Source organism: Candidatus Pelagibacter sp., from assembly GCF_052049835.1.
Classification (GTDB): domain Bacteria; phylum Pseudomonadota; class Alphaproteobacteria; order Pelagibacterales; family Pelagibacteraceae; genus Pelagibacter.
Genome location: NZ_JBNGZF010000006.1, coordinates 31,551 through 57,723, shown reverse-complemented (window position 1 = coordinate 57,723; position 26,173 = coordinate 31,551). Strand labels below are relative to the sequence as shown.

The window sequence follows — 26,173 nt, the reverse complement described above, 5'->3', positions numbered from 1 at the left end:
ATTCTATAAGGAAACAGTTAGTGTTTTTCTTCCTCTTGCTCTTCTTCTAGCCAAAAGCTTTTTACCACCTTTAGTTTTCATTTTTGAACGAAAGCCGTGTTTTCGAGCTCTTTTTTTATTTGAGGGTTGATAAGTTCTTTTCATAATTAGATTTGATATAGTTTTTTATAATTTTTGCCCCTTTATATTAGTAATAATTAAAATAGCAAATAGAAGATTAAGCACTAAAATAAGAAGAATCATGGAAAATACAAAAAAAATTAAATTATTTATTGGATTGTCTTATTTATTAATTGTTGGCTTATTTTTGTATTTCTTTTTCTCAAAATTTAGTCTCTCGGAAATTACATCCTATGACTTTCTAAGAGATAACCAATCTTATTTTTTTGAACTTAAAAAATCTAACTTATTTTTAATTTCTATTATTTATTTAGCATTAACTATTCTTTGGGTTTTCCCTTTTTTAGGATTTGGATCTCCAGTTGCTTTAATGGGTGGATTTATTTTTGGAAAATGGATAGGGACACTTGTTGTTGTTTTGGGCTTGAGTATTGGTGCTACCTTTTTGTATATTTTTGGAAATTATTTTTTAAAACAGCTCATTAGAGAAAAATTTTTAAATAAATTTCAAAACTTAGAAATAAAATTTAAACAATCTGAATTTATTTACTTATTAATTTACCGTTTTATAGGTGGTATACCTTGGCAGCTGAGCTGTCTCTTACCAACCTTATTTAATGTTAAGGTTATAAATTTTTTCTTTGCTACATTGATTGGAATAATTCCTCAAATTTTTTTAGCAGTTTCTATTGGGAGTGGATTAGAAAAAATTATAGACCAAAATGCCGAGTTACCTGGAATAACTGATATAATATTTTCACCTGATATATATGTTCCTATTACAGCTTTCTTTATTTTAATTCTGATTACGATATTTTTGAGAAAATTTTTTTATAGAAATTAGTGGTGCTCCCACCCTGTACTGACCAGGGAACTAGTCATTACCAATGACTTGTTATACCATTTAACTACAGGAGCTTAGAGACAAATTGTATTTTATTGATAATAAAGCATTTTTTTCAAATTATTGCCTTAATTTTTTGATGAATATGATTTATATCTATTTTAGGAAAATGTTATGGGAATTCATTACGACTATAAATCAACTAAAGGTAATAAGCTTATGGAAAAGCAAGCTAAAAGAGAGAGAAAGCTTGCTGAAAAAAAAGCTAAACGCTTAGCTAAAGAAGGCCCAAAAAAAGAAGAGGAAAAAGCAACTACACTAGATCCCAATAAACCAATTTCTTTAGATTTCCTGACTAACCCAAACAAAGAATGATTTCAAAAGAAAAAAATGAGCGTTTAAGCTTGGCGCTTAGAAAAAATTTGAAGAAAAGAAAAATTTTCCAAAAAAAAAATAAAAAGAAAAATAAATAATGTCAATTCAACCTGATTCTTGGATTAAAAAAATGTGTAAAGAGCATAATATGATAGAGCCATTTTTGGATCATCAAGTATCTGAGGGAAAAATTTCGTATGGATTAAGTAGTATGGGATATGATGTGAGAATCTCAGATGAATATAGAATTTTTACCAATGTTAATAGTTCTTTAGTTGATCCAAAGAATTTTTCTGATGATAACTTTATAGAACGAAAAGGACCACACTGTATTATACCACCAAATTCATTTGTATTAGCTAAAACAGTAGAATATTTTAGAATACCAAAAGACGTTTTATGTATTTGTGTTGGAAAAAGCACTTATGCGAGGACAGGAATTATTTGTAATGTTACTCCAATTGAAAATGAATTTGAGGGCAACATTGTAATTGAGCTAAGTAATACAACACCTAACCCTGCAAAAATTTACTCAAACGAGGGAATAGCACAATTTTTATTTTTCAAATCAGATACTCAGCCAGAAACAACTTATAAATCAAAGAACGGTAAATATCAGGGTCAAACCACAATTCAAGTTGCTAAGATTAAAAAGTAATTTATGGATAAATTTCTGATTAATGGCCCTTGTAAAATGAAGGGTAATGTTTCAATTTCAGGTTCGAAGAATGCATCCCTACCGATATTAGCTGCAACATTATTATTTGATAAACCTGTTATTATCAAAAATTTACCAAGAGTTAGGGACATTAATACAATGTTAAATTTATTAAAGTCTCTTGGTTCTAAAATAATTTTATCAAGAGATAAAAAAACAGCAAAAATTATAAATAAAAAAAATATGAAAACTTTTGCTAGTTATTCTTTAGTCAAAACAATGCGTGGCTCTATTTTAGTTTTAGGTCCACTTATTTCAAAATACAATAAATCTAAAATCTCTTTACCTGGCGGATGTTTAATTGGTGCAAGACCAGTTAATTATCATCTAGCTGCATTAAAAAAACTTGGTATGAAATATGAATTAAAAGATGGATATATTCTTGCAAAATCAAAAGGAAAACTTAGTGGAACAATTATAAATTTTCCAAAGATAAGTGTTGGGGCAACTGAAAATTCTATAATAGCAGCATGTTTAGCAAAAGGAAAAACAGTTTTAAAAAATTGTGCAATAGAACCTGAGATTAAAGATCTTACAAATTTTTTAAATAAAGCTGGAGCGAAAATAAAATGGAAAGGAAGAGTTTGTAAAATCATAGGTGTAAATTCTTTACATGAAACTGAATATTCTGTAATGGCTGATAGAATAGAAGCAGGCACATTTTGTGTAGCCGCAACACTTGCAAAAGGTAATTTAAATATAAATAATTTAAATCCTAAAATTATTAATACAGAAATAAAATTACTAAAAAAAGTTGGTGCTAAAATTAAAACTAGTGAAAATACAATCTTAATTAAGGGACCTGAAAAAATAAAATCTATAAAAAGTATTAAAACTAAAGAGTTTCCTGGCATTCCTACAGACCTTCAAGCACAATTAATGGTTTTAATGTGCAAAGCAGTTGGCAAAAGTTCAATAACTGAAAGTATTTTTGAAAATAGATTTATGCATGTTGCAGAATTGCAAAGATTAGGAGCAAAAATAAATATTAAAAATAATACTGCGACAATAGAAGGAAATACTAAATTCATTGGTGCCGAATTAATGTCTAGTGATTTAAGAGCTTCTGTTGCTTTGGTTCTAGCAGCTGTAGTTTCTACTGGTAAATCATATATTAACAGAATTTATCACTTAGATAGAGGTTATGAAAAAATAGAAAATAAATTAAAAAAAATAGGTGTTAAAATTAAAAGATTAAAATAGTGAATAAATATTTAGCAAAAATAATAGCAAGCGACCAAGAAGGCTTACAAATGATTTCAGCTTGTAGTTCAGGGGCTAAGGTTAAAATTACAGATATAAAATATCTTGCATCCAATAAGGTTTTTTTATTATCAATTGAAAGAACCAAGGTTGAAAGTGATCAGGAAGATAAAAAAATCAATAGCATTTGTAGGTTTGATTTTGTTGATAAAGTAAGATCAAAGAACATTGATCAATCAAATCAAGAAACAGTTTTAGAACTAATAGGTATAGATTATTTGAAAAATCATGATGTTTATGAAATAAATCTTATTTTTAATAATAATGCTCATATTGCTTTAACTACAGAAACTATTGAAGCAAGATTAGAGGATCAAAGTGAAACTAAATAGTTATGAAGATACTAAATAGTAAAAGCAAAAATTTTGATAAATTATTAGAGAATTTGCTTTTACAGAGAAAAAAAAAAATTCAATCAGACTCTGTTTCTGTAACAAATATAATTAAAGATGTTAAAAAAAATGGAGATAAAGCATTATTAAAATATGAGAAAAGATTTAATCAAAACAACATAATTATCCCAAGCACAAAACAAATAAAAAAATCTATAAATTCACTTGATAAAAAAGTAAAGAAAGCAATCGATACGGCTTATAATAGAATTTATAAATTTCATTCACTTCAAAAATTTAAAAATATTTCTTATACAGATAAATTAAAAAACAAACTTGAATATAAATATGTGCCTTTAGAGTCTGTTGCAATTTATGTTCCTGGTTCTACTGCTTCATACCCATCAAGTGTATTGATGAATGCTATTCCAGCAATTGTTGCAGGCGTTAAGAGAATAGTTATGATTAATCCAGGCTATAAAGGAAAACAAAATCCAGCCGTATTATACGCTGCAAAAAAATGCAAAATAAAAGAAATTTATTCTATCGGAGGCCCTTCTGCTATTGCAGCAGTATCCTATGGGACTAAAAAAATTAAAAAAGTACATAAAATAGTTGGTCCAGGAAACGCCTATGTTGCGGCTGCAAAAAAAGAAGTTTTTGGTGTTGTTGGAATTGAAGGTATGACTGCAGGTCCTTCAGAAGTGACTGTCGTTTGTGACAAATTCTCAAATCCTGAGTGGGTTGCAAGTGATTTAATTGGACAAGCTGAACATGATATTCTTGCACAATGTATTTTGATTTCAAAAGATAAAGATTTGCTAGATAAAGTAAAAATTGAAATTACTAAACAATTAAAAGAAATTCCAAGAGCTTCTGTTGCAAGAAAAAGTTTAATTAATAATGGAATTCTTTTGTATATTTCTTCAGACGCTAAAGTAATAAGTGTTGTAAATAAAATTGCACCAGAACATTTAGAATTAAATATTAAAAATTTTAAACAGTTAGTTCCAAAAATAAAAAATTCAGGGTCAATATGTTTAGGAAAATATGCAGTGATGGCAATGACCGATTATAATGTTGGATCAAACCATGTGTTGCCAACTAATGGTTCTGCAAAATACTCAAGCGGTATTAGTGTAAATGAATTTTATAAAAGGATTTCATACGTAAACTTATCAAAAAAGGGTATTGAAAGTCTTGGACCATCAGTTATAACACTTGCAAATTACGAAGGGTTGGTTGGACACGCTCAATCTGTAGTAAAACGAATAAGGAGAAAATAAATTTGTCAAAACAAGACTTACTGGAATTTAAAGGTACAGTGATAGACCTACTTCCTAATGCAATGTTCAGAGTAAAGCTCGAGAACGGGCACACAGTGACTGCTCATACTGCAGGTAAGTTAAGAAAAAACAGAATTAGAGTTCTCCAAGGTGATAATGTGACAGTTGAAATGACACCTTACGATCTTACTAAAGGCAGAATTATCTTTAGGGGATAAATAAGGCTGAGTAGCTCAGGAGTAGAGCAGAGCCCTGAAAAGGCTTGTGTCGGAGGTGCGAATCCTTCCTCAGCCACCACCACAAAGTTTCATCTTGAAATAATCTTAAAAGAAATTACCTTTAAGAGATAATAAATAACAAAAGGACTAAGAAATAAGATGAGTACACTACAAGGAAAAATTAAATGGTATAATGGTAAAAAGGGATATGGCTTCATTGAAAGAGATGATAAAGAAAAAGATGCCTTTGTTCATGCTTCAGCGGTAAAAGCTGCTGGTATGAGATATCTCAATGAAGGTGATAAACTTGAATTCACATTAGAAGATGGTCCCAAAGGTCCTTCTGCAGTTAATTTAAAAAAAATAGACTAATTTAGAAATTATTTAAAAGGGCGTTTTATCTATCAAATAGATAAACGTCCTTTTTCTATTTAGACCTTGAATATTAATTTTTTTTGTCTAAAAGACTGACCATGAATATAAATATTACATACAGAAAGACTTTTAGAAGTACTCACAGAAACTGTTTCCATAGCCAGTAGGCTATTTATTTATATTATAATTTTAAATCCACATAAAATAAGATAAAAACAAAGAGGATAAGCCCGGGTGGTGTAATGGTTAGCACGGAAGTTTGTGGAACTTTAAGTTTGAGTTCGACTCTCAGCCCGGGTACCAAAAAATGAATAAAGAAAAAAAATTAATTCCTGGATTACCTTCAGGATTTGAAGATCGTTGGGATAAAAAACTTCTTCTCAAAAAAAAGCTTTTAAAAGCTATTGAGAATAATTTTATTAAATTTGGAGCAGAGGCTCTGGAAACCCCTTCGTTTGAGATAAGTGAAAATATAGGATCTTTTTTGGCAGAAGATGAAGCTAATCCTATGTCTGATGTATTCTCATTTGAGGATGGAGAAAAGAGCATTACTCTTAGGTATGATCTTTCAAGCCCACTAGCTAGATTTGTTGCTCAAAATAATCAAGAGCTTCCATCAATTTTTAAAAGGTATGCTATTCAAAATGTCTTTAGAAATGAAAAGGCTGGTAACGGAAGATACAGAGAATTTATGCAAGCAGATTTTGATATCGTTGGAAATGTTAATCCTGCGCAAGCAAATGCAGAGCTTTGCAATTTAATATCAAGTACCTTGTTAGATTGTGGTTTAAAAAAAAATCAATTTACAATCAACGTTAGTAACAGAAAAATAGTTCAAGGATTAATTGATGATTTAAAAATATCAGAAGAAAAGCAAATTAAAGTAATTAGAGCAATTGATAAATTAGACAAGCCAGGTTTTGGTTTAAAAGGTGTTGAAGATCTGCTCAAAAAAGAGAGAAAAGATATAAGTGGTGCAATCACTAAGGGTGCAGATTTAAACGATGAACAAGCATCTGAAATACTAAATTTTTTAAAAATTAAAGATTTAAAAGAATTAAAAGAAACATTAAAAAATCCATTGTCTCAAGAAGGTATAAAGGAATTAGAACAAGTATTTGAAGTATTGGGTTACAGTTCAAATTTAAATCAGGTCAAAACAAATTTTACAATTGTTAGGGGATTGGCTTATTATTCAGATTTCATTGTTGAAACAAATCTAAATTTTAAAGTTACAAACAACAAAGGCAAAGAAGTCGATATAGGCAGTATTTGTTCTGGAGGAGCCTATGCAAAATTAATCTCGAGATTTAAAGGTGTGGATATTCCAGGCACTGGAATTAGTTTTGGAGTTGATCGGTTGTTATTTGCTTTGATGCAATTAGATCAAATAAAAGTAGATAGTCAAAAACCAGTTTTAGTTTGTGTAATGGATGAAAAATATCTTAAAAATTACTATGAAATTTTAGATCTATTAAGAAATAATAATATCAATGCTGAAATTTTTTTAGATACAAAGAAAAATTTAGGCAAGCAACTAACCTTAGCAAATAAACGTGAGTTAGATGTTGCAATAATATGCGGTGAAAATGAATTTAATGAAAATACAGTCACTATAAAAAGCCTTAAAGGTGTTAAGGGTGAAAACAATAAAACATTTCCAAAAGAAAATTTAATCGATGAAGTCAAAAAACTTATCTGAAAATATCCTTAGATCAGTGAAAGCTAAGGGTTTTAAATATATTGATTTACCTTCAGTAATTGAGGCTAATCACATTGTTCAAAGATCAGGAGAAAACTTTAGAAAATTTATCTTTTCTTTTACGGATCAGAATGGAAGCGAGTTATGCTTAAGACCAGATTTAACGATTGCATCTTGTTTAAGATATTTAGAAAATAATTTACAGGGGAAGGAAAAAATTTTTTATAGTGGTCAAGCTTATCGAAAATCACAAAATAAAAAAGACTCGATAATCAGAAATCAAATTGGATTTGAAATTTTGGGATCTAAGGATGAGAAAAATGATGATAAAGAAATTATAAATACATCTCTTAAATCTCTTCAAAATATTAAATATTCTTCAGGAACGCTAACCATTGGAAATGTTGAAATATTTAATTTGTTAATTTCAAAATTAGATATTCCAAAGAGATGGAAACTAAGATTAGCTAGACACTTCTGGAGAGAGGAATATTTTAATGATTTATTAAAAAGATTAGAAACTAATTCAGATGTTGATCCGACAATTGTAGAAATAGATAAAAAGCGTTACGTGAAAATGCTTAAAGAAGATTTATCGAACATTGTGGCAGGCAGAACAATTAACGAAATATTAAAAAGATTTGACCAGAAAATAAAAGATCCTAGAAGAGCCAGCAAAGGAAAAAATGTTTCAAAAATAATTAAAGATTTCTTAAAAATTAGATGTCCCATAAATAAAGCAGCAATGGAGTTAAATAAATTTTTTAAAAAATACAAAATAAATCTAGCTGTAGATCAAAAATATTTTCCAATCTCTAATAATAAGGTTTCAAAAATAAATGTAGTATTTTCAGCATCCTTTGGAAGACAATTAGAATATTACACTGGGATGGTTTTTAAAATTGATATTAAATCTAAAAACTCATTAAAAAATATTATTAATGGTGGTCGTTATGATGGTCTAATTTCAGATTTAGGATCAAAAATACAAACTCCAGCAGTAGGCGCTGCTTTAAATTTAAATTACTAATGACAAAAAATATTTTAAATATTGGAGTTCCAAGCAAAGGTAGACTTAGAAAAGATGTTTTAAATATTTTTAAAAAAAATAAATTAAATCTCATTTCTGAAAGAGGAGAAAGAGATCTTTTAGGATCTATAAAACAATTTAAAAATATTAAGATTTTATATCTTCATGCAAGAGAGATCATCGAAAGACTTGGAGACGGATCTTTGGACATAGGTTTTTCTGGCTTTGATTTATTAAAGGAAAGTGAAATTAACACTCAAAAGAAAATTAATGTTTTAAAAAGATATGATTTTGGTAAGGCTACATTAGTAGTCGCAATTCCTGATCCATGGATAGATGTACAAACAGTTGCAGATTTAGAAGAAATTGCATTTGAATTTAAAGATAAGAAAAAGAAAAGATTAAGAGTAGCAACAAAATATCCAAACTTAACAAGGGAATTTTTGTTTTCAAAAGGTGTTACCCAATTCAAATTAATTGACAGTTTGGGTGCAACTGAAGCTTATCCTTTTACAGGCTCATCGGAAATAATTACAGATATCACTTCTACCGGAGAAACGTTAAAAGCAAACAATCTACGTATTTTAAAGGATGGAGAAATATTAAGATCAGAGGCCTGCATGATGATTTCTAAGTCATCCAATAATAAAATCGGTCTTAAAAAAATAGTAAAATTACTTTCTAAAAATTAAGTCTTTCCAATAAATTAGTATAATTTTGATAATATCTAGATTTCTAATAATTGCATAAAGTGCAACAATAACACAAATAATAAAGAATGTTTTTAATACTAAAATTAGTTCCATAAAGTATTTTTAAATATTTACATACATTAATCAAATATTTACGATAAAATAAAAAATTAGAATCATGGATAATATATTGTTAATTTTACTAGTTTTGTTATTAGGCGGCGTTTTAGCTATTCTTTATCTAAATTTAAAAACTAAGCCAAAAGATGAGAATGAAAACAAAGAAGCTGAGGAAATAGCTAATTTAAAATCAGAAATATCAAGTTTAAAAGATACCTTAAACACTACAATCAATAGCTCACTTGGTGCAATGTCGACTTCATTTAATAATCTATCAACTGGGGTTACTAAAGATATGACTGAAACTTTAACTAAGGTAGAGGAAAAGGTTGGTAATTTTAATCAACAAGTTCAACTATTAAATCAAAGCCAAGAGGGGATAACTAAAATTTTAGCTGGAGTTAAGAAATATGGAACTCTTGCAGAATTTAGCTTAGATGCTCTAATTAAAGATTTGCTACCAGCCTCTCAATTCATGACGAATGTTAAAATGAAAGAGGACACCAGTGAAAATGTTGAATTTGCAATAAAGCTTCAAGGAGATGTTTTAGTTCCTGTTGATAGTCATTTTCCAGTAGAAAAATTCAAAGCAATTACCGATGGTCATGACGCGGAAGACAAAAGGGCTGTAGCAGATGCTAGAGCAAAATTAGCCTCAGCGTTTAAAGCAAAAGCTAAAAGTGTTAATGAAAAATATATTGTTCCACCAAAAACTACTGATTTTGCAATCGTATATGCTCCTACAGAAAGTTTATACAAAGAGTTAACTGAATACCAAGATCCAAGTACAAAAGAATTATTAACTCAAGAGTTAATGAAAAAATATAAAGTTGTAATATGTGGACCTAATACTCTTTCTGCTTACTTACAGTCTTTACATATGGGATTTCAATCATTGAAGGTACAAAAAGGTGCAACGGAAATTTATAATCATTTAAAAACAATCAGTACAAGATTTTCTAAACATTTTGACAACATTATAGTTCTTAGAAAAAAATTAGAAGATGCTATGGGAGTTGTTGATAAATTTGGAACGGATGCAAGATCAATTTCAAGAACCTTAGAAAATATTAAAGATCCCGAGCAGGTTGAGAAAGCTGTACAAACTGAAAACGTGGAAAAATTTGTTGAACGAAATAGGCAGCTTAAAAATTAATTTCTTTTTTTCCTTAATAACGTCTATAAGAAATCTCATGCAGTGGAATCAAAAATATGATTATCCAAAATCATCAAGAGCAACAGTTGATGGCATTAGAAGATACTTATTAGGGGAAACAAAATTACCAAGTGTCACTTCAATTTTAGATGCAACTCGATCTGAAGAAGATAAAGCAGCATTAGCAAATTGGAGAGAAAGAACTGGGCAAAAAGAGGCTGAGGCAATTACGAAAGCAGCAAGTAGTAGAGGTTCTCAAATGCACAACTATTTAGAGTCCTATTTACTTGGAAGAGAAAATTTAAGTTTTTTTCAAGATAACGAACAATATAAATTAATGGCTAAAGAAATTATAGAAAAAGGTTTAAAAAATAGATTGGATGAAATTTGGGGTGTTGAATGCACTCTTTATTACCCTGAGAAGTATGCAGGTACTGCTGATTGTGTTGGAGTTTATGAAGGAAAAGAAACAATAATAGATTTTAAACAAAGTAATAAACCTAAAAAGGCTGAATACATAGACTCATGGCTTCTTCAAACAAGTGCATATTCTTTAGCACATAACATTGTGTATAACTCCAATATCACTTCTTGTGTAATTTTGGTTTGCACAGTAGATAAATTATTCCAAGAGTTTAAAATCCAAGGGCATGATTTAATTGTTTATCAAAATTTGTTTTTGGGAAGATTAAAAAAATTTAATGAGCTATCGGATTTAACTTAGGATTTTATGGATAAAATAGTAATTTACGATACAGAAACAACAAATAGTACAATTTGGGGCTCAATAATTGAAGTAGGTGCTGTGGTTGTTGATAAAAACTTAAAAGAAATTGGTAAGCTAAATATTCGTGGCAGAATGCCCGAGGGTGAGGTTCCAAGTGCAAAGGCCTTATTAGTTAATTCAACAAGTATTGATTTACTTACTAAAGGCAATTACTCGCATTACGATTTTTTAGGCGCAGTAGAAAATTTTTTCTCTAAAGCTGGTCCAGCATTGTTTATGGGTTGGAGTAACTTAAATTTTGATAGACGAATGTTTCATTTTAATTTTTTTAAAGGGAATAGATATCCTTACATTACACATTCATCACCCAATAAAGAACATGACGGGTTACATGTTGCAAGAGTAGCACAAACCTTGAATCCTGAAACATTAAAGACTGAATTAACAGAAGCTGGAAATGAAAGTCTAGCTTTAGAAGGTTTAGCTAGACAACAAGGATTTGATACATCTCAACAACACACTGCTTATCATGATGCATTCACAAGCTTAAAAATTCTAAGAATTATAAAAGACAAACATAAAGACAATTGGGAAAATTTTTTAAGTACATCTACAAAAAATAGCGTTGAAACTATCTTAAAAAGTGAGGGGATTTATTCAATTTTCGAAAATGTTAAGGGAAAAAATATGATGTATCTTGTCTCTACATTACATCCAGATCATTGTTTTCATCCATCATATGCATCTTGGGGATATCTATTTGATTTAAGAAGAGATCCTGAACCTTTGTTAAATTTATCAATAAATGATCTTAAAGTTTATTTAAAAAAGTTTAGTCCAAAAGCACTTAGAGTAATCAAAACCAACAAAGCTCCTGTAGTTTTAGATAAAAAATTTGCATTAAAAGAGAAGGCATACGCTGACTTAGATTTAGAAACAATCCAGAAAAGAGCGAAAATGGTTAGAAATAGTGAAAATTTTTGTAAAAATATTCAAATCATTAATAGAGAGGCCGCTGAAGAAAAAGCTCAAACTCAAACCCAGGAAGATCTGTTACCTGAAGAAACTTTATATGAAAAATTCATTCCCAATAAAGACACCCAATTATTTAAAACTTGGCATAGTTCTTCTTGGGAAGATAAATTAAGAATGTTGGATAAGTTTCAAGATAAAAGATGTAGTTGGTTTGGGCAAAAAATTATTTATCAAGAAGCACCGCATATTTTGCCACCAGATTTATATAAAAATATAAAAAGTGAAATTGCTAGACGAATTTTAAGCAAAAATAGAGAAAAGTGGCAAACTATAGGAATGGCTTATCAAGAAATTGATACCTTAAGAGATCAAGCATCAAATCGAGATGATGAAGAAGAACTAAAAAAATTAGATGAAATAAATGAATTTATTATGTCTATAGAAAAAAAATATGAAATTGCCTAGTTGACTTTAAGGCTCTAATTAATAGAAAGGAATTATGCTTACAAATTTTAAAGACGAAGATTTTGATACTAAAATTAAAAATGAAGATGTTTCAGTCATCCAGTTTTCAGCTGAGTGGTGTGGTCCATGTAAGGCACTAAAACCAGTAATGGATAAGCTATCTGATGAATATAAAGATAAGGCTGGTTTCTATTATGCTGATGTTGAAGATGGTGGAATAAATACTGGAAGCGCAGCAGGTATCAGAGGTGTCCCAACAGTTATTATCTATAAAAAAGGCGTTGAAGTAGATAGAAAAGTTGGTGGAGTTCCCGAAAGTCATATGAAGGAATTTTTAGATAAAAATATCTAATTTAAATTTAAAACTTCACCGGCAAGATATAACGATCCAGTAATTAATATTATATCGTTTTCCTTGACTGGAATTGACTTGATAGCTTCCACAATACTTTTTTTATAATTAACATTTGCGAAGTCATTAAGCTTATCTTTTAATTCTTTCCCTTTAATTGAATTAGGTTGATTAGGTATATCTATTGTAGTCAATGTAGAGATATCCTTAAAGAAACTCATATATTCATTATGATCTTTATTAGCCATCATTCCAAGAATGATGTGTTTATTGCAATCTAAACTTTCCAAGTATTCATTCAAAACTTTTGCTCCCAATGGGTTATGAGATCCATCAACATAAAGTTTGTGATCTTTTACAAGCTCTTTAAGTTTTCCAGATTTAATTTCTTGTAATCTTGCGATACTACTTATTTTTAAAATACCTTTTTTAATGTGGTCATCTTTAATTTTTAAGTCTTTCAAAATTCTTAGGGTCGCAATTGCTGTTGAGACATTTTCTAATTGAAATTGACCTTTAACATTTGGCATAGGTAATTTTATTCCGCCAAATTGATCTTCATAATAAAAGAAGTCATTTTCTTGCATTGTAAAACTATAATTTTCATTATGGAAAAACTTATTTGATCTATTATTTGAAATTGTTTTTTTAATATTATCCGCAATTTCTTTATTGCTTTGTTTTGCAACTATAATATTTGAGTTTAATAAGCTTGATGTTTTCTCAAAAATAATTTTTTCAACAGTTTGTTCATTTTCAGGAAGCCAATCTAAATGATCAAGGCCAATAGATGTTACAACGCTAGCAAGGTTATTTTTTAAGGTATTAGTAGCGTCAAATCTAAAGAATAATCCACTTTCAATTAAATTGATATTATCTGGGTATTGAGATGCTTTTAAAAAATAGGCTGCAGTCAATATTTCAAAAAAAGTAATTGGTTCACCATTGTTAGCTTCCTTAACTTCTTCAAGTAAATTTGCCAAATCTTCATCATTCAATTCTTTATTATTAAAAACATACCTTTCATTGATACTTTTTATATGTGGACTTGTATAGACATTACATTTGAAATTTGCTTCCTTTAAAATAGAAAACATTGCTTGGATAGTTGAATATTTTCCATTAGTACCAACAATTGAAATTGCTTTGATTTTATCTTGAGGATTCCCTAATTTTTTGCAGAGACTTTGAATACGATCTAGACTTAAATCTATTTCTTTAGGATGCAACTTTTGTAAGCGACTGACTATCTTCTGAAGTTTCATTTTGTTCAGCACTTATATCAGAGTTTTTCTTTAACAATATTGATAATAAAGTTCCAATTTTTGATGCAAGCTCTTTACGCTCAACAATTAAATCAACAAAACCAGTTTTTTCAACATATTCACTTTTTTGGAAACCTTCAGGTAGCTCTTCTTTAACAGTTCCTTGAATTACTCTTGCACCCGCAAATGCAATTAAAGCTCCTGGTTCTGCAATGTGAATATCACCTAACATAGCGTATGATGCGGTAATACCTCCAGCTGTTGGATCAGTTATGCAAACTAAATAAGGAAGACCGTTTTTCTTTAATTCATTAATTGCAAGTGTTGTTCTTGTCATTTGAGATAAAGAAATTAAACTTTCCATCATTCTCATTCCTCCACCAGCACTAATACATAAAAAAGGTGTTTGATTTTCTATCGCATGCTGTACTCCATATAAAAAAGCTTCACCTTCTGCTGCTGCCATTGAAGCTCCTAAGAAATCAAAATCAGAAGCTACAGCGGTAATTTTAATATTATTTATAGTTCCAGAAGCAACCATCATTCCACATTCTAATCCTGTTTTTTTTCGAGCAGTTTTTAATCTTTCTTTGTAAGGTTTAGAGTCTGTCCAATTTAGTGGATCATCTTTTGGTATTGGGGTTTTAAAAATCTCGTAATTGTCTTTTCCAAACAATATATCAAATCTTTGATGAGGGTTTATTCTATGATGACGTTTACAATCAGGACATACCCATAAGTTTTCCTCTAAATCCTTTTTTAAAATTGGACCCTTACAACATGATGTCCAATCACTTTTTGCAATATCTTCTTTCGTAGCTCTTTCACGTATAGCAGTTTTAATTTTTTCACCTGCTTTAATAATTTTAGTTATCCAGTTCATTGAATTTTATTTTTTAATCTTCTAACGATATTAGTAACATTTGTGACAGCATTTTGTCTCTTTTCAATTGATTTAGAGATTTCCTTGCAAATTGCACTACCAACTACCAAACCATCAGCTTTTTTTAGAGATTTGATTGTTTTTTCTGTAATACCAAAGCCAATAACAACATTTTTTGATTTATTTTGTTTTTTTATTTTATTGTATTTTTTTAATATTATCCTTGGGGACACTTTAAGTTTTCCACCTGTGGTGGATAACATGCTTATATAATAAATCATGTCGTGTGAATCTTTTATTATTTTTTTTAGTCTTATCTGAGAAGTAGTTGGTGAAACCAATTGAATAAAATTAATTCCTTTTTTTTTGCATTTTGATGCAAAATTTTTATTTTCAGGATAAGGTAAATCAACAACAATTAAACCATCAACTTTTGATTTTTTGCATTTTTCTAAAAATTTATTTTCATTATATTGATAGATCATATTGTAGTAACCCATCAATATAATTGGTTTATTTTTTTTTATCTTTTTAAAATTTTTTGCAATTGAAAATACATCATTAATTTTAATACCATTTTTAATCGCCCTATAAGCACTTGTTTGTATTTGCCCTCCATCAGCTATTGGTGTGTTGTGTGGAAAACCTAATTCACAAATATCTGCGTAATTTGAAATTGATTTTAATATTTCTAAAGATTTTTTTTTAGTATTGTCTCCAGCTACCGTATATGTCAGTAAAGCTGGTCTATTCTCTTTTTTCACAGCTGAGAAAGTTTTACTGATTAATGAATTCATTAATTTTTACCCAGTCTTTCTCTTAAGATATCTCTATCTTTTTTAGCATCACCACAAGAGTTAACTATTATTATGGTATCTTTACTTAATTTTGGAGCAATTTTTATTGCTTCTGCAAATGCATGACTGGGCTCTAAACTTGGATTAAGTTTTTCAAATTTAGTTACCATTACGTGTGCTTTTAGTGCATCTTCATCAGTTGCATAAGTGTATCTTGCTCGTTTTGTATCTTTTAAAAAACAATGTATTGGACTTACCCCTGGGTAATCTAATCCAGCACTTATCGACTCAGTGTCATTTATTTGACCTTCATTGTTTTGACAAACATATGAGGCTGCGCCATGTAAAATTCCAATTTTAGCATTTCTACTTAAAGGCGCAGCATGAAGTTTAGATTTTTTTGGACCTCCAGCCTCTACACCAACTAACTCTATTTGCGATTTATTAAAATCTATAAATTCACTCCAAAAACCATATGCTGAACTCCCACCACCCACACAGTTGATTAATTTAATTTTTTTTGGAATTTTTTTAAATTCTTGTTTAATTTGTATTTTTAATTCTCTTGAAATTTGTGCTGTACTCCATCCACAAATTTTTACAAATATATTTGGACCAACTGTACTTCCAACACACATGTGAGTAGTATCACAATTTGATACCCAATATCTCATGCATTCACTTACTGCATCAACTAAAGTTTGGCTTCCAGAATAAACAGGAACTATTTCGGCGCCATTTTTTCTCATTGCATCACAATTTGGCTTTTGTCTTTTAATATCTTTTGCACCCATAAAAATTTTGCATTTGAGACCAAATTTTTTAGCAGCCATACTCAACATTTTACCAGCATAACCTGCGCCCGTGTCGCCAACTATATATTTTTTCCCCATTGCTTTACAAATTAAAGCATGAACAGTTGCATTATATATTTTATGAGCACCGCCATTTGCCTCAGATACAACTTTAGCCCATATTTGAGCACCACCTAAATGATTAGATAAATTTTCTAATTTCACAAATGATGTGGGTGATCCTATATAATTTTTAAAGTAATAATCTCTCTTTTTTAAAAAATTCTTGTTATTCCTTAATTTCGAAAATTCTTTAGTCAAATCCTCTACAGGTTTTTTTAAAGTTTCAGGAATAAAACTTCCTCCAAATTTACCACCCCAAAAACCGTGACGATCATGTTGGTCAATTAGAGGAATTTTTTTTTTAAGTTTCATTTTTCAATCTATTTAAATTTTTTAAAAAAATATCTATTTTGGAAGCATCTTTTAATCCAGAAGTTTCCAAGCCTCCAGATAAATCTATGTAATTAGCAATTTTCTCATAATTTTCTAGGTTATCATCGAATTTTATATTACCAGCTAGCATTGATTCCTTGTTTAATTTGATATTTTTAATCAAGTTATGATCAAAGCTATGACTTTTTTCATAACCTTTGCTATCAAATAAATATATATCTGTTACGTCAACGAATGACTTATATTTAAGAACATCGGATTCATCTTTAATTGTTAAAGCTGTAATAATTTTTTTTTGATATTTTTGTTTTATAATTTTAATTTCATCTGGGCCACAGTCATACAACTGATAATAATCAAAAGGTAAACTTTTTATTTCCTCTAAAATTTTATTGTTAGGTTTTACCAACACAGCAACAAATTCACTTTTGTTTTTTTTTACATTTAACAATTTGTTTAGAGAGTTAAGTTCAACATATCTTGAGCTTTTTGGGTAATTACAAATGAAGCCAATAAATTTTGGAGGGTAGGGGTGATTTATTATGTAATCTAAAGTACCAGAATCTTTTATACCACAAATTTTACAACCTTTGATCATTTGTTAAGATGATCATTAAGTTTTTTGATGTTATTTTTTATGTTACCTTTTGTAAGAGATCTTCCTATAACAATGCCAGAAACATTATTTGCAAAAGCTTGTTTAGGTGTCATAATCCTCATTTGATCATTTGAACTGTCACCTGGTAACCTAATTCCTGGAGTTATGATTAATAAATTTCTGTATCTTTTGCTAACCATTGCGGCTTCTTGAGCAGAGCAAACTAAACCATCACATCCTGATTTTTTTATTAATTCTGCTTGTCTTAAAACCAACTGTTTTACATTTTTTGTATGACCTATCTCTTTAAGAGATTTATTATTAAGACTTGTTAAAATTGTAACTCCTAAAACTTTTAAATTTTTATTTATTTTCTTTGCTTTCTTTTTTATTGATTTAAGCATTTCCATTCCTCCATTTGCATGGACAGTTATATATTTACATTTTTTTAAATCTTTTAAGCTATCAATGGCAGATAATGCAGTTTGAGGGATATCATTTATCTTTAAATCCAACCAAAAATCATTTTTAAATTTTTCTAAAAATTTTCTACCATTTCTTGAATAGAAGAATTGAAGGCCAAATTTAGGTATAATTTTAATTTTATTTGTTTTTGTTTGATTAATTATTTTTTTTATTTTATTTAAATTAGAGGTATCGCATGCTACAAAAATATATTTATTCTTCATTTTCATTTAATTTTTTAAACAAATCTTTTGACATTTTAAAGTGAATTGTTTTTTTCTCTGGAGTATTTACTTTTTCTCCAGTTTTTGGATTTCTCGATATTCTTGCTTTTTGTAACTTTGTAAAAAAAACACCAAAGCCTCTAAGCTCTACTCTATCACCTCTTTTTAGAGATCTTTTTATTTCATTTAATATTATATCTGTAAACTTATTAAGATCTTTTTTTAAAAAATTTGGATAATTCTCTGAGAGTTTTTTTAAAAGCTTCGATTTTACAATAGCCAATTTAAGTCTTTTTAAATAATTATTTTTCTTCTTCTTTCTTTTTCAGATCCTCTGATAATGACGAAAAAGGTAAGTTTTTTCCAGAACCTTCTGACCCATATTTTTCTAAAGCTTCTTTTTTTTCGATTTCCTCCAGAAGTTTTATGCTTAAAGTTACTTTTCTTTTCTCTAGATCAAGATCAGCTATGGCGCAATCAAGTTTTTCACCACCAGTCCATCTACCTGGTCTTGCATCAGCGCTATTAATTGCAATAGCTGATTTTTTAATTTGAAAATCTAATTCACATCCTTCTGGTTTAACAATTAAACCTTTGTTATCAGTAGAAACAACTTTTACAGTTATTATTTGATTTTTAGATTTATCTTTAAACCAATCAAATGGGTCAGGTTGAGTTTGTTTTAAGCCTACTCTAATTTTTTGTTCAGCTACATTAATCTCTAATACTTTTACTTTTATTTTATCACCTTTCTTATATTTATTTAATTCCTCTTCCCCATTTGTTCCATAAGTAAGATCATTGCAGTGTAAAAATGCATCCACATCTAAATCTTTAATATTTACAAATAAAGAGTATTCATTTTTATTTACAACTTCAGTTTCAACGATCGTTCCTACTGGGTATTTCTTTTCAAATATTTCAAAAGGATTTTCTTTAGTAAGTCTGTGTGATATGGCAACTCTTCGTTTATTTTTATCTATTTCTGTAATTACACAATCTATCTCGTCCCCAATTTTGAGCATTTTTTTTGCTAAAATATTCTTTTTCGTCCAACTTAGCTCACTTGAATGAAGCAAAGTAATTAGTCCTGGCTCTAATTCGCAAAAAGCACCAAAGTCCATTAATTTAACTACTTTCACTTTGTAAATTTTATTTAATTCGTAGTTCTCAATATGCTCGAAGGGGTCTGGAGAAAGTTGTTTTACAGAACAACCAACCTGTAATTTTTCTTTATCAACACTTATAACTTTTAGATCATGTTTTTCACCAATATTAAATACCTCATCTGGATGATTTACCCTAGAGTATGAAATTTCCTGTAAATGAACTAACACATCTAATTCTCCATTTACATTAAAAAAACATCCAAATGTACTATATCCTTTCACTTCCGCACCTTTAATAATATCTCCAACTTTATATTTCTCAATTATTTTAGCCTTATCCTCTTTTTTAAATGAGGATATTATTTCTCTTCTGGAAACACATGCATTACCTCTTACTTTATCAAGTTTAATTAAAGCAAATTTTTGTGGTTCATTCATTAGATGGCTTATGTCTTTTAATGGCTTATCACTTATTTGAGATCCTGGTAAAAACATTAAAGAACCTGTATCAATATGTTCAACAATACATCCACCTTTACATTTTGATGTAATTTTCCCCATTATGGGCTCATTTTTTTCATAAGCTTCAACTAGTTTATCCCAACCCTTTATTTTTTGTGCTTTACTTGCTGAAACTAATACCTCTCCATTTTTATCCTCTATTTTTTCTAATAAAACTGGTATTGTTTCACCTATTCTAATCTTTTCGCCCAATCCCATACTTTTCAATTCGTTTATATCTAGGATAGGCTCTGATTTTAATCCCTCCACTAATAAGAACACAAATTTTTCTGTAATTTTATTTATTTTACCCTCTATTATTTTTCCTTCTTCAATGTTTATTTTTGAGAGTTGACTGTTTAACAGTTTTTCAAATTCAGATGTGGCAGGGTTAGTTAAATCTTTATAAATTTCCATTAATTTTAAGCATAGTTTTTATTTTAAAAAACTTGGAACTTTTAATTAAATTTATTAGATTTATCAACATAGAAATTAAAAAAATAGCTCAATTTTGTCAGCTCTTTAGGCCTATTTCTCTTAGTTTGCTCAGAAAAGATGGAAAAGATGTATTAATTGAGTCTTTATCTGAAATTTTCCATTCACCTCCAAGAGAAAGTGCAGCAATTACACTTGTCATAAAAACCCTGTGATCTTTTAAGAAATCTTTAATTACAATTTTTTTATCAATCTTTAAATCTGGATTACCAAATATTTTTATATTATTTTTAGTCAATGTATTTTTGACACCCATTAAATTTAGTAATTTTGATCCCCATTTTAGCCTTGGGCTTTCCTTCTCATTAAGCTCTGATAAATTTTTAAAATAAGATATACCATTTGCTCTTGCTGCTAACAAAAAAATTAAAAGAAACTCATCTATAGATGCTGAGTTAAGACTTTCAGGGCAATTTATAGATTTAATTTTATTTTGACTTTTTACAAATATATCAGAAACTTTTTCACCATTATATGTTCTCAAGTTGCTAAATTTTAAATTAATACCCATTAGTTTTAATATTTTGATAATACCTATTCTAGAAGAATTCATATTTACATTTTTAATTTTTAATTCAGAATTTTTTGACAATACAGTCAATACGATAAAAAATGCACTAGAACTTATATCTGATGGAATTCTGTAATCAAGTTTTATAATTTTACTTCCACCATTTATTTTAATTATATCAAATTTTTTCATTTTTTTTATTTTAAAGGGTATTTTTAAATATTTAAAAAAAAGCTCAGTATGATTTCTAGATTTTTTAGCTCGAATAGTTGTTGTATTTTTGGTATTGAGAGCGGCAAGCATTATGCTACTTTTAATTTGTGCTGACCCTTTTTTTTCATAAAAATTAATTGGTTTTGGATTATTTGTACCCATAATTGTAATTGGAAGTTTTCCCGAATTAGAATTAAATTTTGCTCCAAATTTTTCAAGAGGTTCTATAACTCTATTAAAATCTCTTTTAGAAAGACTTTTATCACCGATAATTTTTATTTTTTTTTTTGTATGAATTAATAGGCCTAGAATTAGTCTAGCAAGAGTACCTGAATTTCCAGCATTTAGGACACAATTTTTTTTAAAATTAAATCCATTAAGACCCACACCTTGAATCTTGCAAATTTTTTTTGATAGATAAACTTTCACCCCAAGTCTTCTTAAACATTCTATAGTACTCATTACATCTTCAGATCTTAACAAATTCAGAGCAGTTGATTTCCCTTCTGATTGTGAAGCAATAAGAGCCCATCTTATTGAAATACTTTTATCACCTTCTATAGAAATAGTTTTTTTGAATGGTTTAATTGTGTTCTTTATTGTTAAAATTTTATTCACTTTTTTTAATTTATTCTAAATGAATCACCGAAATAGGTATTTCTGGCTACAGTATCGTTGATTAAATTCGAAGGGGTATCTTGTGCCACAACTCTGCCATTATGGATTATTGCAGCAGAATCTACACATCTTAATAAATCTCTAGCTTGATGATCGCAAAGAATAACCGATATATTATTAAAACTTTGCAAACTTACTATTATATCTTGCAATATTTTTATTGTCATAACATCTAAAGCAGCGAAAGGCTCGTCAAGCAAAAGAATCTTAGGATCAGATATTAAAGCAATTGCTATAACCAACTTTTTTTTTTGACCTCCAGATAATAAAGTTGCGTTAATATCTCTCACCGGGTCTAATTCAAATTTAGAGATAAGCGAATTTACTTTTTGGTTTCTTGAACTAGCATCTCTAATTGTAATTTCAGCTATCGCATTTAGATTTTCTATAACTGTCAAATCATGAAAGTAACCACCATATTGAGGAACAAAACCAATTTTAAATTTTAAAGTTCTTTCGTAAATTGGAAAATTATTTACTTTTTCTGAATTAATAAATATTGAACCATAATCAGGTGAAACTAGTCCTGTTATAAGATTAAAAATTGTGGATTTCCCAACTCCATTTGGTCCAAGCAAACCTAATATTTGTCCATTATTTAAATTTAAATTTAGACTATCCAAGATAGTTTTATTTCCATATTTTAATGATATTTTCTCGAGTTTTAATATTGAATTATTTTTTTTAAATGATTTTATTCTAAATTTCTTAATATTAGTGCTCATAAATTATCTAGTTATAATTTTAATATTCTCATTAGAATTATCCATATAAAAATCAATATTTTTTGTAATCAAATTTATTTTAATATTATCCGTATGGATTTTATTTTTTGGGCCACTGTATACGACATTTTCGTAAACCAAAATATCGTTTTCTATGAAATTAAAGTCTATTTTGCCCGATGAAATATTATGGTTTTGGTAATTGATTTTAATATTTTCTTTAAAATAAGTGTTGTAATTGGATGAATTAAATGTGGCAAAATCAGAAGTAATAAAAATTTTTCTATTTTTTTTATCTGTAAAGATAGCTACTACGTCTTTCATAAAAACTAATTCAAAACCATTTTCATAAATTAATTCGCTTGATTTAGATTTAATTTCATATTTTCCACTATCCTTTAGTTCAACATTATATTGTAAATTGGTAATTATATTTTTTTTATTTTGAGTGATTTTTCTGTCTATATTGTTTTCGTCAAAAGTTTCAGTAACAATATTTTTTTCAACAAAATAGCTATTATAAAAAAAAATGCCTATGACAATTAAAATAAATAAAAGAAATAGTTGTAAAAAACTTTTCATTCAAATTATCTTAAATTATTAATTAAATCGTGAATATGTAGAATACCTATTGTTTTATGTTTATTATTTTTTTTAAAAACACAAACATTTGTAATTTTTCGTTTATTCATTTGATTTAAAATATCTGAAGCTAAGGTATTTTCGTCGACACTAAATGGTTTTTTTGACATGAAGTGTTTAATTCTTAAACTTTCAATTTTATTTTTTTTTCTCATTAATCTCTTAAGATCACCATCAGTGAAAACACCTGTCGTATATCCTAGAGAGTTTATAACAACCAAAAATCCTAGTTTCTTAATATTGATAATTTTTATTGCTTCTTTCATTGTCTGATTTTCATTAATAAATGGTATTCTTTTTTTTGTTAGCATCAGATCACTAGCAGTTTTTAATTTATTACCCAAACTTCCTAGAGGGTGGAATTTTTTAAAATCAAGTTTACTAAATTTTTTTTTATTCATTAGAGCAATAGCTAAAGCATCTCCAATAGAAAGTTGCGCTGCTGTACTTGATGTTGGAACAATTCCATGTCCCGACTCTTCTACTTCAGGTATGTGTAATTTTATATTTGAATTCTTATATAATATTGAATTTTTGTTAGACATTATTCCAATCAAAAAAATATTATATGATCTTGCATATTTTATAATATTTTTTAGTTCACTTGTATTTCCTGAGTTACTTATTAATATTAAAATATCTCCTCTTGATATTCTACCTAAATCACCGTGTGAACAATCATTAGCAGAAACTGTGAATGAAGGTGTACCCACAGAAGATAATGTTGCAGAAATTTTAGACGCAATTATTCCACTTTTTCCAACTCCACATATCACTATTTTAGATTTACATTTAATTATTTTATCTACAGCTTTATTAAAATCAGTATTTATAGAATTTTTTAATTTTTTAAGAGCTCTTATTTGTAAATCAATTACACTTTTTCCAATTTTAATAATTTCATTTTTCATAACTAATGAGACCAAATATCATCTTTGAATAAAGCTAAATCGAGATCAACTCTTATTTTTAAAAATTTTAAGCAATCTGTATAAAGTTTGTTTCTTCCTTCTCTTTGTAATATTTTCTCTAACTCTTCATGAATTTTATGTAAATAAATTACGTCGTTTGCACAATATTTAATTTGAGCCGGAGTTAGCTTACCCCCAAAATCTGAATTTTGAAATTGTTTGCTTATGTCTATATTTATAAATTCTTTAATTAGTATTTTTAAAGAATGATTGTCTGAATAAGACCTTGCTAATTTAGAAGCAATTTTAGTATCAAGTATGTTATTTGTTTCTGTCTTTAGATAATACTTAATGTGCGCCATATCGGCACGAGCATAATGAAAGATTTTAGTGATTTTTTGATCTTTTAATAACTTTACTAAGTTGGGAGCATTATAATTATCTCTGTCAAATTGAATTATATGAGCATCAGAATTCCCCGTGGATATTTGTATCAGGCAAAGTGGATCTCTTCTTACATTTAGACCCATAAATTCTCCATCGATTGCTATAATGTTGCCTAAATTCAAATCATCTGGTAGATCGTTTTTGTGTAATTCAATTTTATTACTCATTGGAAATATATATATATGAAAGCAAAAAATTGTCTAATTTTTGGTGGTAGTGGTCAAATTGGCAGAAACTTAATAAGAAAGTTGACTAAAAATAATTACAAAGTCACTGTTGTGACGAGAAATATTCATCAAAAAAGTTATATTATTAAGACCCAAGCTAATGCTGGCTATATAGATATAGTTGAGTCCAATATTTATGATGAAGACAAAATAAGAGGTTTTTTTAAAAATGCTGATATTTGTATTAATTTAATAGGGATTTTATACGAAAAAAAAAGCGGAAACACTTTTAGGAATATACACACTGTATTTCCAACTTTATTAGCTAAATTATGTAAGCAAAACAATCTTAAACGTTTTATTCATTTATCTGCACTTGGTATTAATGATGCTGTCGACTCAGATTATGCTAAGAGTAAATTAGACGGTGAAGAAAAAATTTTAAAATTTTTTCCTTTAGCTACAATTTTGAGGCCTTCAGTCGTATATTCGGTTGATGACAATTTTACCACAACTTTTATGACTATATTAAATAGACTCCCACTGTTTCCTCTTTATTATAGTGGGAATACTAAATTTGCTCCAATTCATTGTTCTGATCTAACAGATACAATTTATCATATTATCTCAAAAAATATTCACACAAGCATTATTGAATGTGTAGGACCTGAAGTAATTACTTTTAAAGAAATACTCAGAAAATTATTAAAATTAATTGATAAAAACAGATTGTTAATACCCTTTCCTTTACCTTTTGCTCAATTGTCTGCTAGAATATTTGAGATAATGCCCCAACCTTTGATTACTAGAGATCAGTTGAGACTTTTAAAATATAATAATATTTCATCAGGAAAGTATAAAACAAATAAAGATATAGGTATTCCAAGTTTAAGATATTTTGATGAAGAGGTTAAAAAATATAGTTATATGTGGAGAGAAGGAGGACAATTCTCTACTGAAAAATACAAATCTGAGGATAATTCAGAAAACAAATTAATTTAATTAAGCTGACTGTATTTTTTTTTCAATAAATTCTGGAACTTCTTCCTTCTCGCTAACGTCCTCTTTTTTGCCTTTTGGTTGGTAAGCATATAACAAATGAAGTTTGCAATAAGAAAAATCTTTTAAGGAAGATCTTCCACAGAAGTAAAATGACTTCTCATCTGGATGGCCAATCGGCCATTTACAAGAATTCTCGTCTAGCTCTTCCAATTGTTTAGGGTTTTCTGGCTCAAAATCTTTCTCAATTATCAATGACTTAAATTTACTTCTACGACTTCTTTTTATTTTGACATTTTTTTCATCAACAGAGTTTTCAAAATTTTCATTCGATGTAGCAGTTCGAGTTTTGATTTTAGCAGATAAGTTAAGTCTGTGGGCTTTACCTATAACTGCATTTCGACTTATGCCTCCAATTATTTCAGCTATTTGACTTGCTGTATTACCTTTGCCCCAAAGCTCTTTTAATTTTGCTACTTTTTCTTCAGTCCAACTCATAATCTATATGTTGTATTTAATTTATATAAGACAACAATATACTGA

At 28.5% G+C, this 26,173-nt stretch carries 31 protein-coding genes and 2 tRNA genes; 18 read left to right on the top strand and 15 right to left on the bottom strand.

Annotated features, from left to right (window positions below; genetic code table 11):
- Positions 1 to 3: 3 nt before the first annotated feature.
- Complete coding sequence (gene rpmH / locus ACTT9R_RS05015; RefSeq protein WP_440926920.1) at positions 4 to 144, bottom strand: 50S ribosomal protein L34; 141 nt, start codon at positions 142 to 144, stop codon at positions 4 to 6.
- Between the two features lie 97 nt (positions 145 to 241).
- Here rpmH and ACTT9R_RS05010 point away from each other — a divergent pair, with 97 nt between their 5' ends.
- The 17 genes from ACTT9R_RS05010 (at position 242) to ACTT9R_RS04930 (ending at position 12,750) form a co-directional block, all read left to right on the top strand.
- Entirely contained in the window at positions 242 to 964 is a 723-nt protein-coding gene (locus ACTT9R_RS05010; RefSeq protein ID WP_440926919.1) for a TVP38/TMEM64 family protein, read from the top strand.
- A 174-nt stretch (positions 965 to 1,138) separates the two neighbouring features.
- Entirely contained in the window at positions 1,139 to 1,339 is a 201-nt protein-coding gene (locus tag ACTT9R_RS05005) for a hypothetical protein (protein WP_440926918.1), read from the top strand.
- A 97-nt stretch (positions 1,340 to 1,436) separates the two neighbouring features.
- Entirely contained in the window at positions 1,437 to 1,997 is a 561-nt protein-coding gene (dcd, locus tag ACTT9R_RS05000; protein ID WP_023854401.1) for a dCTP deaminase, read from the top strand.
- A 3-nt stretch (positions 1,998 to 2,000) separates the two neighbouring features.
- A complete protein-coding gene (murA, locus tag ACTT9R_RS04995) occupies positions 2,001 to 3,260 on the top strand; it encodes a UDP-N-acetylglucosamine 1-carboxyvinyltransferase (protein ID WP_440926917.1) in 1,260 nt (419 codons plus the stop codon).
- Positions 3,260 to 3,652 carry a DUF2948 family protein gene (locus ACTT9R_RS04990; protein ID WP_440926916.1) on the top strand — a complete coding sequence of 131 codons (393 nt, stop codon included), beginning with the start codon at positions 3,260 to 3,262 and terminating at the stop codon, positions 3,650 to 3,652. Before murA ends, ACTT9R_RS04990 begins: the two co-directional genes overlap by 1 nt.
- Positions 3,653 to 3,654: 2 nt before the next feature.
- A complete protein-coding gene (gene hisD, locus ACTT9R_RS04985) occupies positions 3,655 to 4,938 on the top strand; it encodes a histidinol dehydrogenase (RefSeq protein WP_440926915.1) in 1,284 nt (427 codons plus the stop codon).
- Positions 4,939 to 4,940: 2 nt separating this feature from the next.
- Positions 4,941 to 5,156 (top strand): translation initiation factor IF-1, encoded by a 216-nt coding sequence (gene infA / locus ACTT9R_RS04980; RefSeq protein ID WP_023854397.1) that lies wholly within the window; start codon positions 4,941 to 4,943, stop codon positions 5,154 to 5,156.
- A 4-nt stretch (positions 5,157 to 5,160) separates the two neighbouring features.
- Positions 5,161 to 5,235, top strand: a tRNA-Phe gene (locus ACTT9R_RS04975).
- A gap of 80 nt (positions 5,236 to 5,315) precedes the next feature.
- Positions 5,316 to 5,528: a cold-shock protein gene (locus tag ACTT9R_RS04970; protein ID WP_023854396.1), complete on the top strand. Its 213-nt coding sequence runs from the start codon at positions 5,316 to 5,318 to the stop codon at positions 5,526 to 5,528.
- Between the two features lie 231 nt (positions 5,529 to 5,759).
- A tRNA-His gene (locus tag ACTT9R_RS04965) sits at positions 5,760 to 5,834 on the top strand.
- Between the two features lie 4 nt (positions 5,835 to 5,838).
- A complete protein-coding gene (hisS, locus tag ACTT9R_RS04960; protein ID WP_440926914.1) occupies positions 5,839 to 7,233 on the top strand; it encodes a histidine--tRNA ligase in 1,395 nt (464 codons plus the stop codon).
- A complete protein-coding gene (locus tag ACTT9R_RS04955) occupies positions 7,211 to 8,263 on the top strand; it encodes an ATP phosphoribosyltransferase regulatory subunit (protein WP_440926913.1) in 1,053 nt (350 codons plus the stop codon). Before hisS ends, ACTT9R_RS04955 begins: the two co-directional genes overlap by 23 nt.
- Complete coding sequence (gene hisG, locus ACTT9R_RS04950) at positions 8,263 to 8,955, top strand: ATP phosphoribosyltransferase (protein WP_440926912.1); 693 nt, start codon at positions 8,263 to 8,265, stop codon at positions 8,953 to 8,955. Before ACTT9R_RS04955 ends, hisG begins: the two co-directional genes overlap by 1 nt.
- Before the next feature lie 178 nt (positions 8,956 to 9,133).
- Positions 9,134 to 10,231 (top strand): DNA recombination protein RmuC, encoded by a 1,098-nt coding sequence (locus tag ACTT9R_RS04945; protein WP_440926911.1) that lies wholly within the window; start codon positions 9,134 to 9,136, stop codon positions 10,229 to 10,231.
- 37 nt (positions 10,232 to 10,268) lie between these two features.
- Entirely contained in the window at positions 10,269 to 10,955 is a 687-nt protein-coding gene (locus ACTT9R_RS04940) for a hypothetical protein (protein ID WP_440926910.1), read from the top strand.
- A gap of 6 nt (positions 10,956 to 10,961) precedes the next feature.
- Positions 10,962 to 12,398 (top strand): exonuclease domain-containing protein, encoded by a 1,437-nt coding sequence (locus ACTT9R_RS04935; RefSeq protein ID WP_440926909.1) that lies wholly within the window; start codon positions 10,962 to 10,964, stop codon positions 12,396 to 12,398.
- 34 nt (positions 12,399 to 12,432) lie between these two features.
- Positions 12,433 to 12,750, top strand: coding sequence for a thioredoxin family protein (locus ACTT9R_RS04930; RefSeq protein WP_075504453.1), 318 nt, complete (start codon positions 12,433 to 12,435; stop codon positions 12,748 to 12,750).
- On the opposite strand, the gene ACTT9R_RS04925 is transcribed toward ACTT9R_RS04930, so the two are convergent.
- The 13 genes from ACTT9R_RS04925 to ACTT9R_RS04865 form a co-directional block, all read right to left on the bottom strand.
- On the bottom strand, positions 12,747 to 14,015 hold the full coding sequence (locus ACTT9R_RS04925) for a bifunctional folylpolyglutamate synthase/dihydrofolate synthase (RefSeq protein ID WP_440926908.1): 1,269 nt from the start codon (positions 14,013 to 14,015) through the stop codon (positions 12,747 to 12,749). The genes ACTT9R_RS04930 and ACTT9R_RS04925 overlap by 4 nt on opposite strands.
- On the bottom strand, positions 13,969 to 14,898 hold the full coding sequence (locus tag ACTT9R_RS04920; RefSeq protein ID WP_440926907.1) for an acetyl-CoA carboxylase carboxyltransferase subunit beta: 930 nt from the start codon (positions 14,896 to 14,898) through the stop codon (positions 13,969 to 13,971). The genes ACTT9R_RS04925 and ACTT9R_RS04920 overlap by 47 nt, the downstream gene beginning before the upstream one ends.
- Positions 14,895 to 15,695 carry a tryptophan synthase subunit alpha gene (gene trpA, locus ACTT9R_RS04915; protein WP_440926906.1) on the bottom strand — a complete coding sequence of 267 codons (801 nt, stop codon included), beginning with the start codon at positions 15,693 to 15,695 and terminating at the stop codon, positions 14,895 to 14,897. The genes ACTT9R_RS04920 and trpA overlap by 4 nt, the downstream gene beginning before the upstream one ends.
- Entirely contained in the window at positions 15,695 to 16,924 is a 1,230-nt protein-coding gene (locus tag ACTT9R_RS04910) for a tryptophan synthase subunit beta (protein ID WP_440926905.1), read from the bottom strand. Before ACTT9R_RS04910 ends, trpA begins: the two co-directional genes overlap by 1 nt.
- Positions 16,914 to 17,543 carry a phosphoribosylanthranilate isomerase gene (locus tag ACTT9R_RS04905; protein ID WP_440926904.1) on the bottom strand — a complete coding sequence of 210 codons (630 nt, stop codon included), beginning with the start codon at positions 17,541 to 17,543 and terminating at the stop codon, positions 16,914 to 16,916. The genes ACTT9R_RS04910 and ACTT9R_RS04905 overlap by 11 nt, the downstream gene beginning before the upstream one ends.
- Positions 17,540 to 18,232, bottom strand: coding sequence for an orotidine-5'-phosphate decarboxylase (gene pyrF / locus ACTT9R_RS04900; protein WP_440926903.1), 693 nt, complete (start codon positions 18,230 to 18,232; stop codon positions 17,540 to 17,542). Before pyrF ends, ACTT9R_RS04905 begins: the two co-directional genes overlap by 4 nt.
- Positions 18,222 to 18,515 carry an HU family DNA-binding protein gene (locus ACTT9R_RS04895; RefSeq protein ID WP_440926902.1) on the bottom strand — a complete coding sequence of 98 codons (294 nt, stop codon included), beginning with the start codon at positions 18,513 to 18,515 and terminating at the stop codon, positions 18,222 to 18,224. Before ACTT9R_RS04895 ends, pyrF begins: the two co-directional genes overlap by 11 nt.
- A 19-nt stretch (positions 18,516 to 18,534) precedes the next feature.
- Entirely contained in the window at positions 18,535 to 20,259 is a 1,725-nt protein-coding gene (locus tag ACTT9R_RS04890; RefSeq protein WP_440926901.1) for a S1 RNA-binding domain-containing protein, read from the bottom strand.
- A 97-nt stretch (positions 20,260 to 20,356) separates the two neighbouring features.
- Complete coding sequence (gene aroA, locus ACTT9R_RS04885; RefSeq protein ID WP_440926900.1) at positions 20,357 to 21,679, bottom strand: 3-phosphoshikimate 1-carboxyvinyltransferase; 1,323 nt, start codon at positions 21,677 to 21,679, stop codon at positions 20,357 to 20,359.
- 5 nt (positions 21,680 to 21,684) lie between these two features.
- On the bottom strand, positions 21,685 to 22,464 hold the full coding sequence (locus tag ACTT9R_RS04880) for an ATP-binding cassette domain-containing protein (protein WP_440926899.1): 780 nt from the start codon (positions 22,462 to 22,464) through the stop codon (positions 21,685 to 21,687).
- Positions 22,465 to 22,467: 3 nt separating this feature from the next.
- Complete coding sequence (lptC, locus tag ACTT9R_RS04875) at positions 22,468 to 23,046, bottom strand: LPS export ABC transporter periplasmic protein LptC (protein WP_440926898.1); 579 nt, start codon at positions 23,044 to 23,046, stop codon at positions 22,468 to 22,470.
- 5 nt (positions 23,047 to 23,051) lie between these two features.
- Positions 23,052 to 24,017 (bottom strand): KpsF/GutQ family sugar-phosphate isomerase, encoded by a 966-nt coding sequence (locus tag ACTT9R_RS04870; RefSeq protein ID WP_440926897.1) that lies wholly within the window; start codon positions 24,015 to 24,017, stop codon positions 23,052 to 23,054.
- Between the two features lie 2 nt (positions 24,018 to 24,019).
- Positions 24,020 to 24,631, bottom strand: coding sequence for a ribonuclease D (locus tag ACTT9R_RS04865; protein WP_440926896.1), 612 nt, complete (start codon positions 24,629 to 24,631; stop codon positions 24,020 to 24,022).
- A 15-nt stretch (positions 24,632 to 24,646) separates the two neighbouring features.
- Here ACTT9R_RS04865 and ACTT9R_RS04860 point away from each other — a divergent pair, with 15 nt between their 5' ends.
- Complete coding sequence (locus tag ACTT9R_RS04860; RefSeq protein ID WP_440926895.1) at positions 24,647 to 25,633, top strand: complex I NDUFA9 subunit family protein; 987 nt, start codon at positions 24,647 to 24,649, stop codon at positions 25,631 to 25,633.
- Here ACTT9R_RS04860 and ACTT9R_RS04855 read toward each other — a convergent pair whose 3' ends face one another.
- Positions 25,634 to 26,128: a GcrA family cell cycle regulator gene (locus tag ACTT9R_RS04855; protein WP_440926894.1), complete on the bottom strand. Its 495-nt coding sequence runs from the start codon at positions 26,126 to 26,128 to the stop codon at positions 25,634 to 25,636.
- Positions 26,129 to 26,173 lie beyond the last annotated feature (45 nt).

Bases quoted from the DNA above. Each gene is read 5' to 3' on its own strand.
- hisG (WP_440926912.1), top strand. From the start codon at position 8,263: ATGACAAAAAATATTTTAAATATTGGAGTTCCAAGCAAAGGTAGACTT.
- ACTT9R_RS04860 (WP_440926895.1), top strand. From the start codon at position 24,647: ATGAAAGCAAAAAATTGTCTAATTTTTGGTGGTAGTGGTCAAATTGGC.
- hisD (WP_440926915.1), top strand. From the start codon at position 3,655: ATGAAGATACTAAATAGTAAAAGCAAAAATTTTGATAAATTATTAGAG.
- trpA (WP_440926906.1), bottom strand. From the start codon at position 15,695: ATGAATTCATTAATCAGTAAAACTTTCTCAGCTGTGAAAAAAGAGAAT.
- dcd (WP_023854401.1), top strand. From the start codon at position 1,437: ATGTCAATTCAACCTGATTCTTGGATTAAAAAAATGTGTAAAGAGCAT.
- ACTT9R_RS04905 (WP_440926904.1), bottom strand. From the start codon at position 17,543: ATGATCAAAGGTTGTAAAATTTGTGGTATAAAAGATTCTGGTACTTTA.
- ACTT9R_RS04930 (WP_075504453.1), top strand. From the start codon at position 12,433: ATGCTTACAAATTTTAAAGACGAAGATTTTGATACTAAAATTAAAAAT.
- ACTT9R_RS04925 (WP_440926908.1), bottom strand. From the start codon at position 14,015: ATGAAACTTCAGAAGATAGTCAGTCGCTTACAAAAGTTGCATCCTAAA.
- ACTT9R_RS04935 (WP_440926909.1), top strand. From the start codon at position 10,962: ATGGATAAAATAGTAATTTACGATACAGAAACAACAAATAGTACAATT.
- ACTT9R_RS04945 (WP_440926911.1), top strand. From the start codon at position 9,134: ATGGATAATATATTGTTAATTTTACTAGTTTTGTTATTAGGCGGCGTT.
- ACTT9R_RS05010 (WP_440926919.1), top strand. From the start codon at position 242: ATGGAAAATACAAAAAAAATTAAATTATTTATTGGATTGTCTTATTTA.
- lptC (WP_440926898.1), bottom strand. From the start codon at position 23,046: ATGAAAAGTTTTTTACAACTATTTCTTTTATTTATTTTAATTGTCATA.
- pyrF (WP_440926903.1), bottom strand. From the start codon at position 18,232: ATGAAGAATAAATATATTTTTGTAGCATGCGATACCTCTAATTTAAAT.
- ACTT9R_RS04870 (WP_440926897.1), bottom strand. From the start codon at position 24,017: ATGAAAAATGAAATTATTAAAATTGGAAAAAGTGTAATTGATTTACAA.
- ACTT9R_RS04970 (WP_023854396.1), top strand. From the start codon at position 5,316: ATGAGTACACTACAAGGAAAAATTAAATGGTATAATGGTAAAAAGGGA.
- ACTT9R_RS04880 (WP_440926899.1), bottom strand. From the start codon at position 22,464: ATGAGCACTAATATTAAGAAATTTAGAATAAAATCATTTAAAAAAAAT.
- ACTT9R_RS04910 (WP_440926905.1), bottom strand. From the start codon at position 16,924: ATGAAACTTAAAAAAAAAATTCCTCTAATTGACCAACATGATCGTCAC.
- ACTT9R_RS04955 (WP_440926913.1), top strand. From the start codon at position 7,211: ATGAAGTCAAAAAACTTATCTGAAAATATCCTTAGATCAGTGAAAGCT.
- ACTT9R_RS04890 (WP_440926901.1), bottom strand. From the start codon at position 20,259: ATGGAAATTTATAAAGATTTAACTAACCCTGCCACATCTGAATTTGAA.
- ACTT9R_RS04940 (WP_440926910.1), top strand. From the start codon at position 10,269: ATGCAGTGGAATCAAAAATATGATTATCCAAAATCATCAAGAGCAACA.
- ACTT9R_RS04920 (WP_440926907.1), bottom strand. From the start codon at position 14,898: ATGAACTGGATAACTAAAATTATTAAAGCAGGTGAAAAAATTAAAACT.
- ACTT9R_RS04855 (WP_440926894.1), bottom strand. From the start codon at position 26,128: ATGAGTTGGACTGAAGAAAAAGTAGCAAAATTAAAAGAGCTTTGGGGC.
- hisS (WP_440926914.1), top strand. From the start codon at position 5,839: ATGAATAAAGAAAAAAAATTAATTCCTGGATTACCTTCAGGATTTGAA.
- rpmH (WP_440926920.1), bottom strand. From the start codon at position 144: ATGAAAAGAACTTATCAACCCTCAAATAAAAAAAGAGCTCGAAAACAC.
- ACTT9R_RS04865 (WP_440926896.1), bottom strand. From the start codon at position 24,631: ATGAGTAATAAAATTGAATTACACAAAAACGATCTACCAGATGATTTG.
- murA (WP_440926917.1), top strand. From the start codon at position 2,001: ATGGATAAATTTCTGATTAATGGCCCTTGTAAAATGAAGGGTAATGTT.
- ACTT9R_RS05005 (WP_440926918.1), top strand. From the start codon at position 1,139: ATGGGAATTCATTACGACTATAAATCAACTAAAGGTAATAAGCTTATG.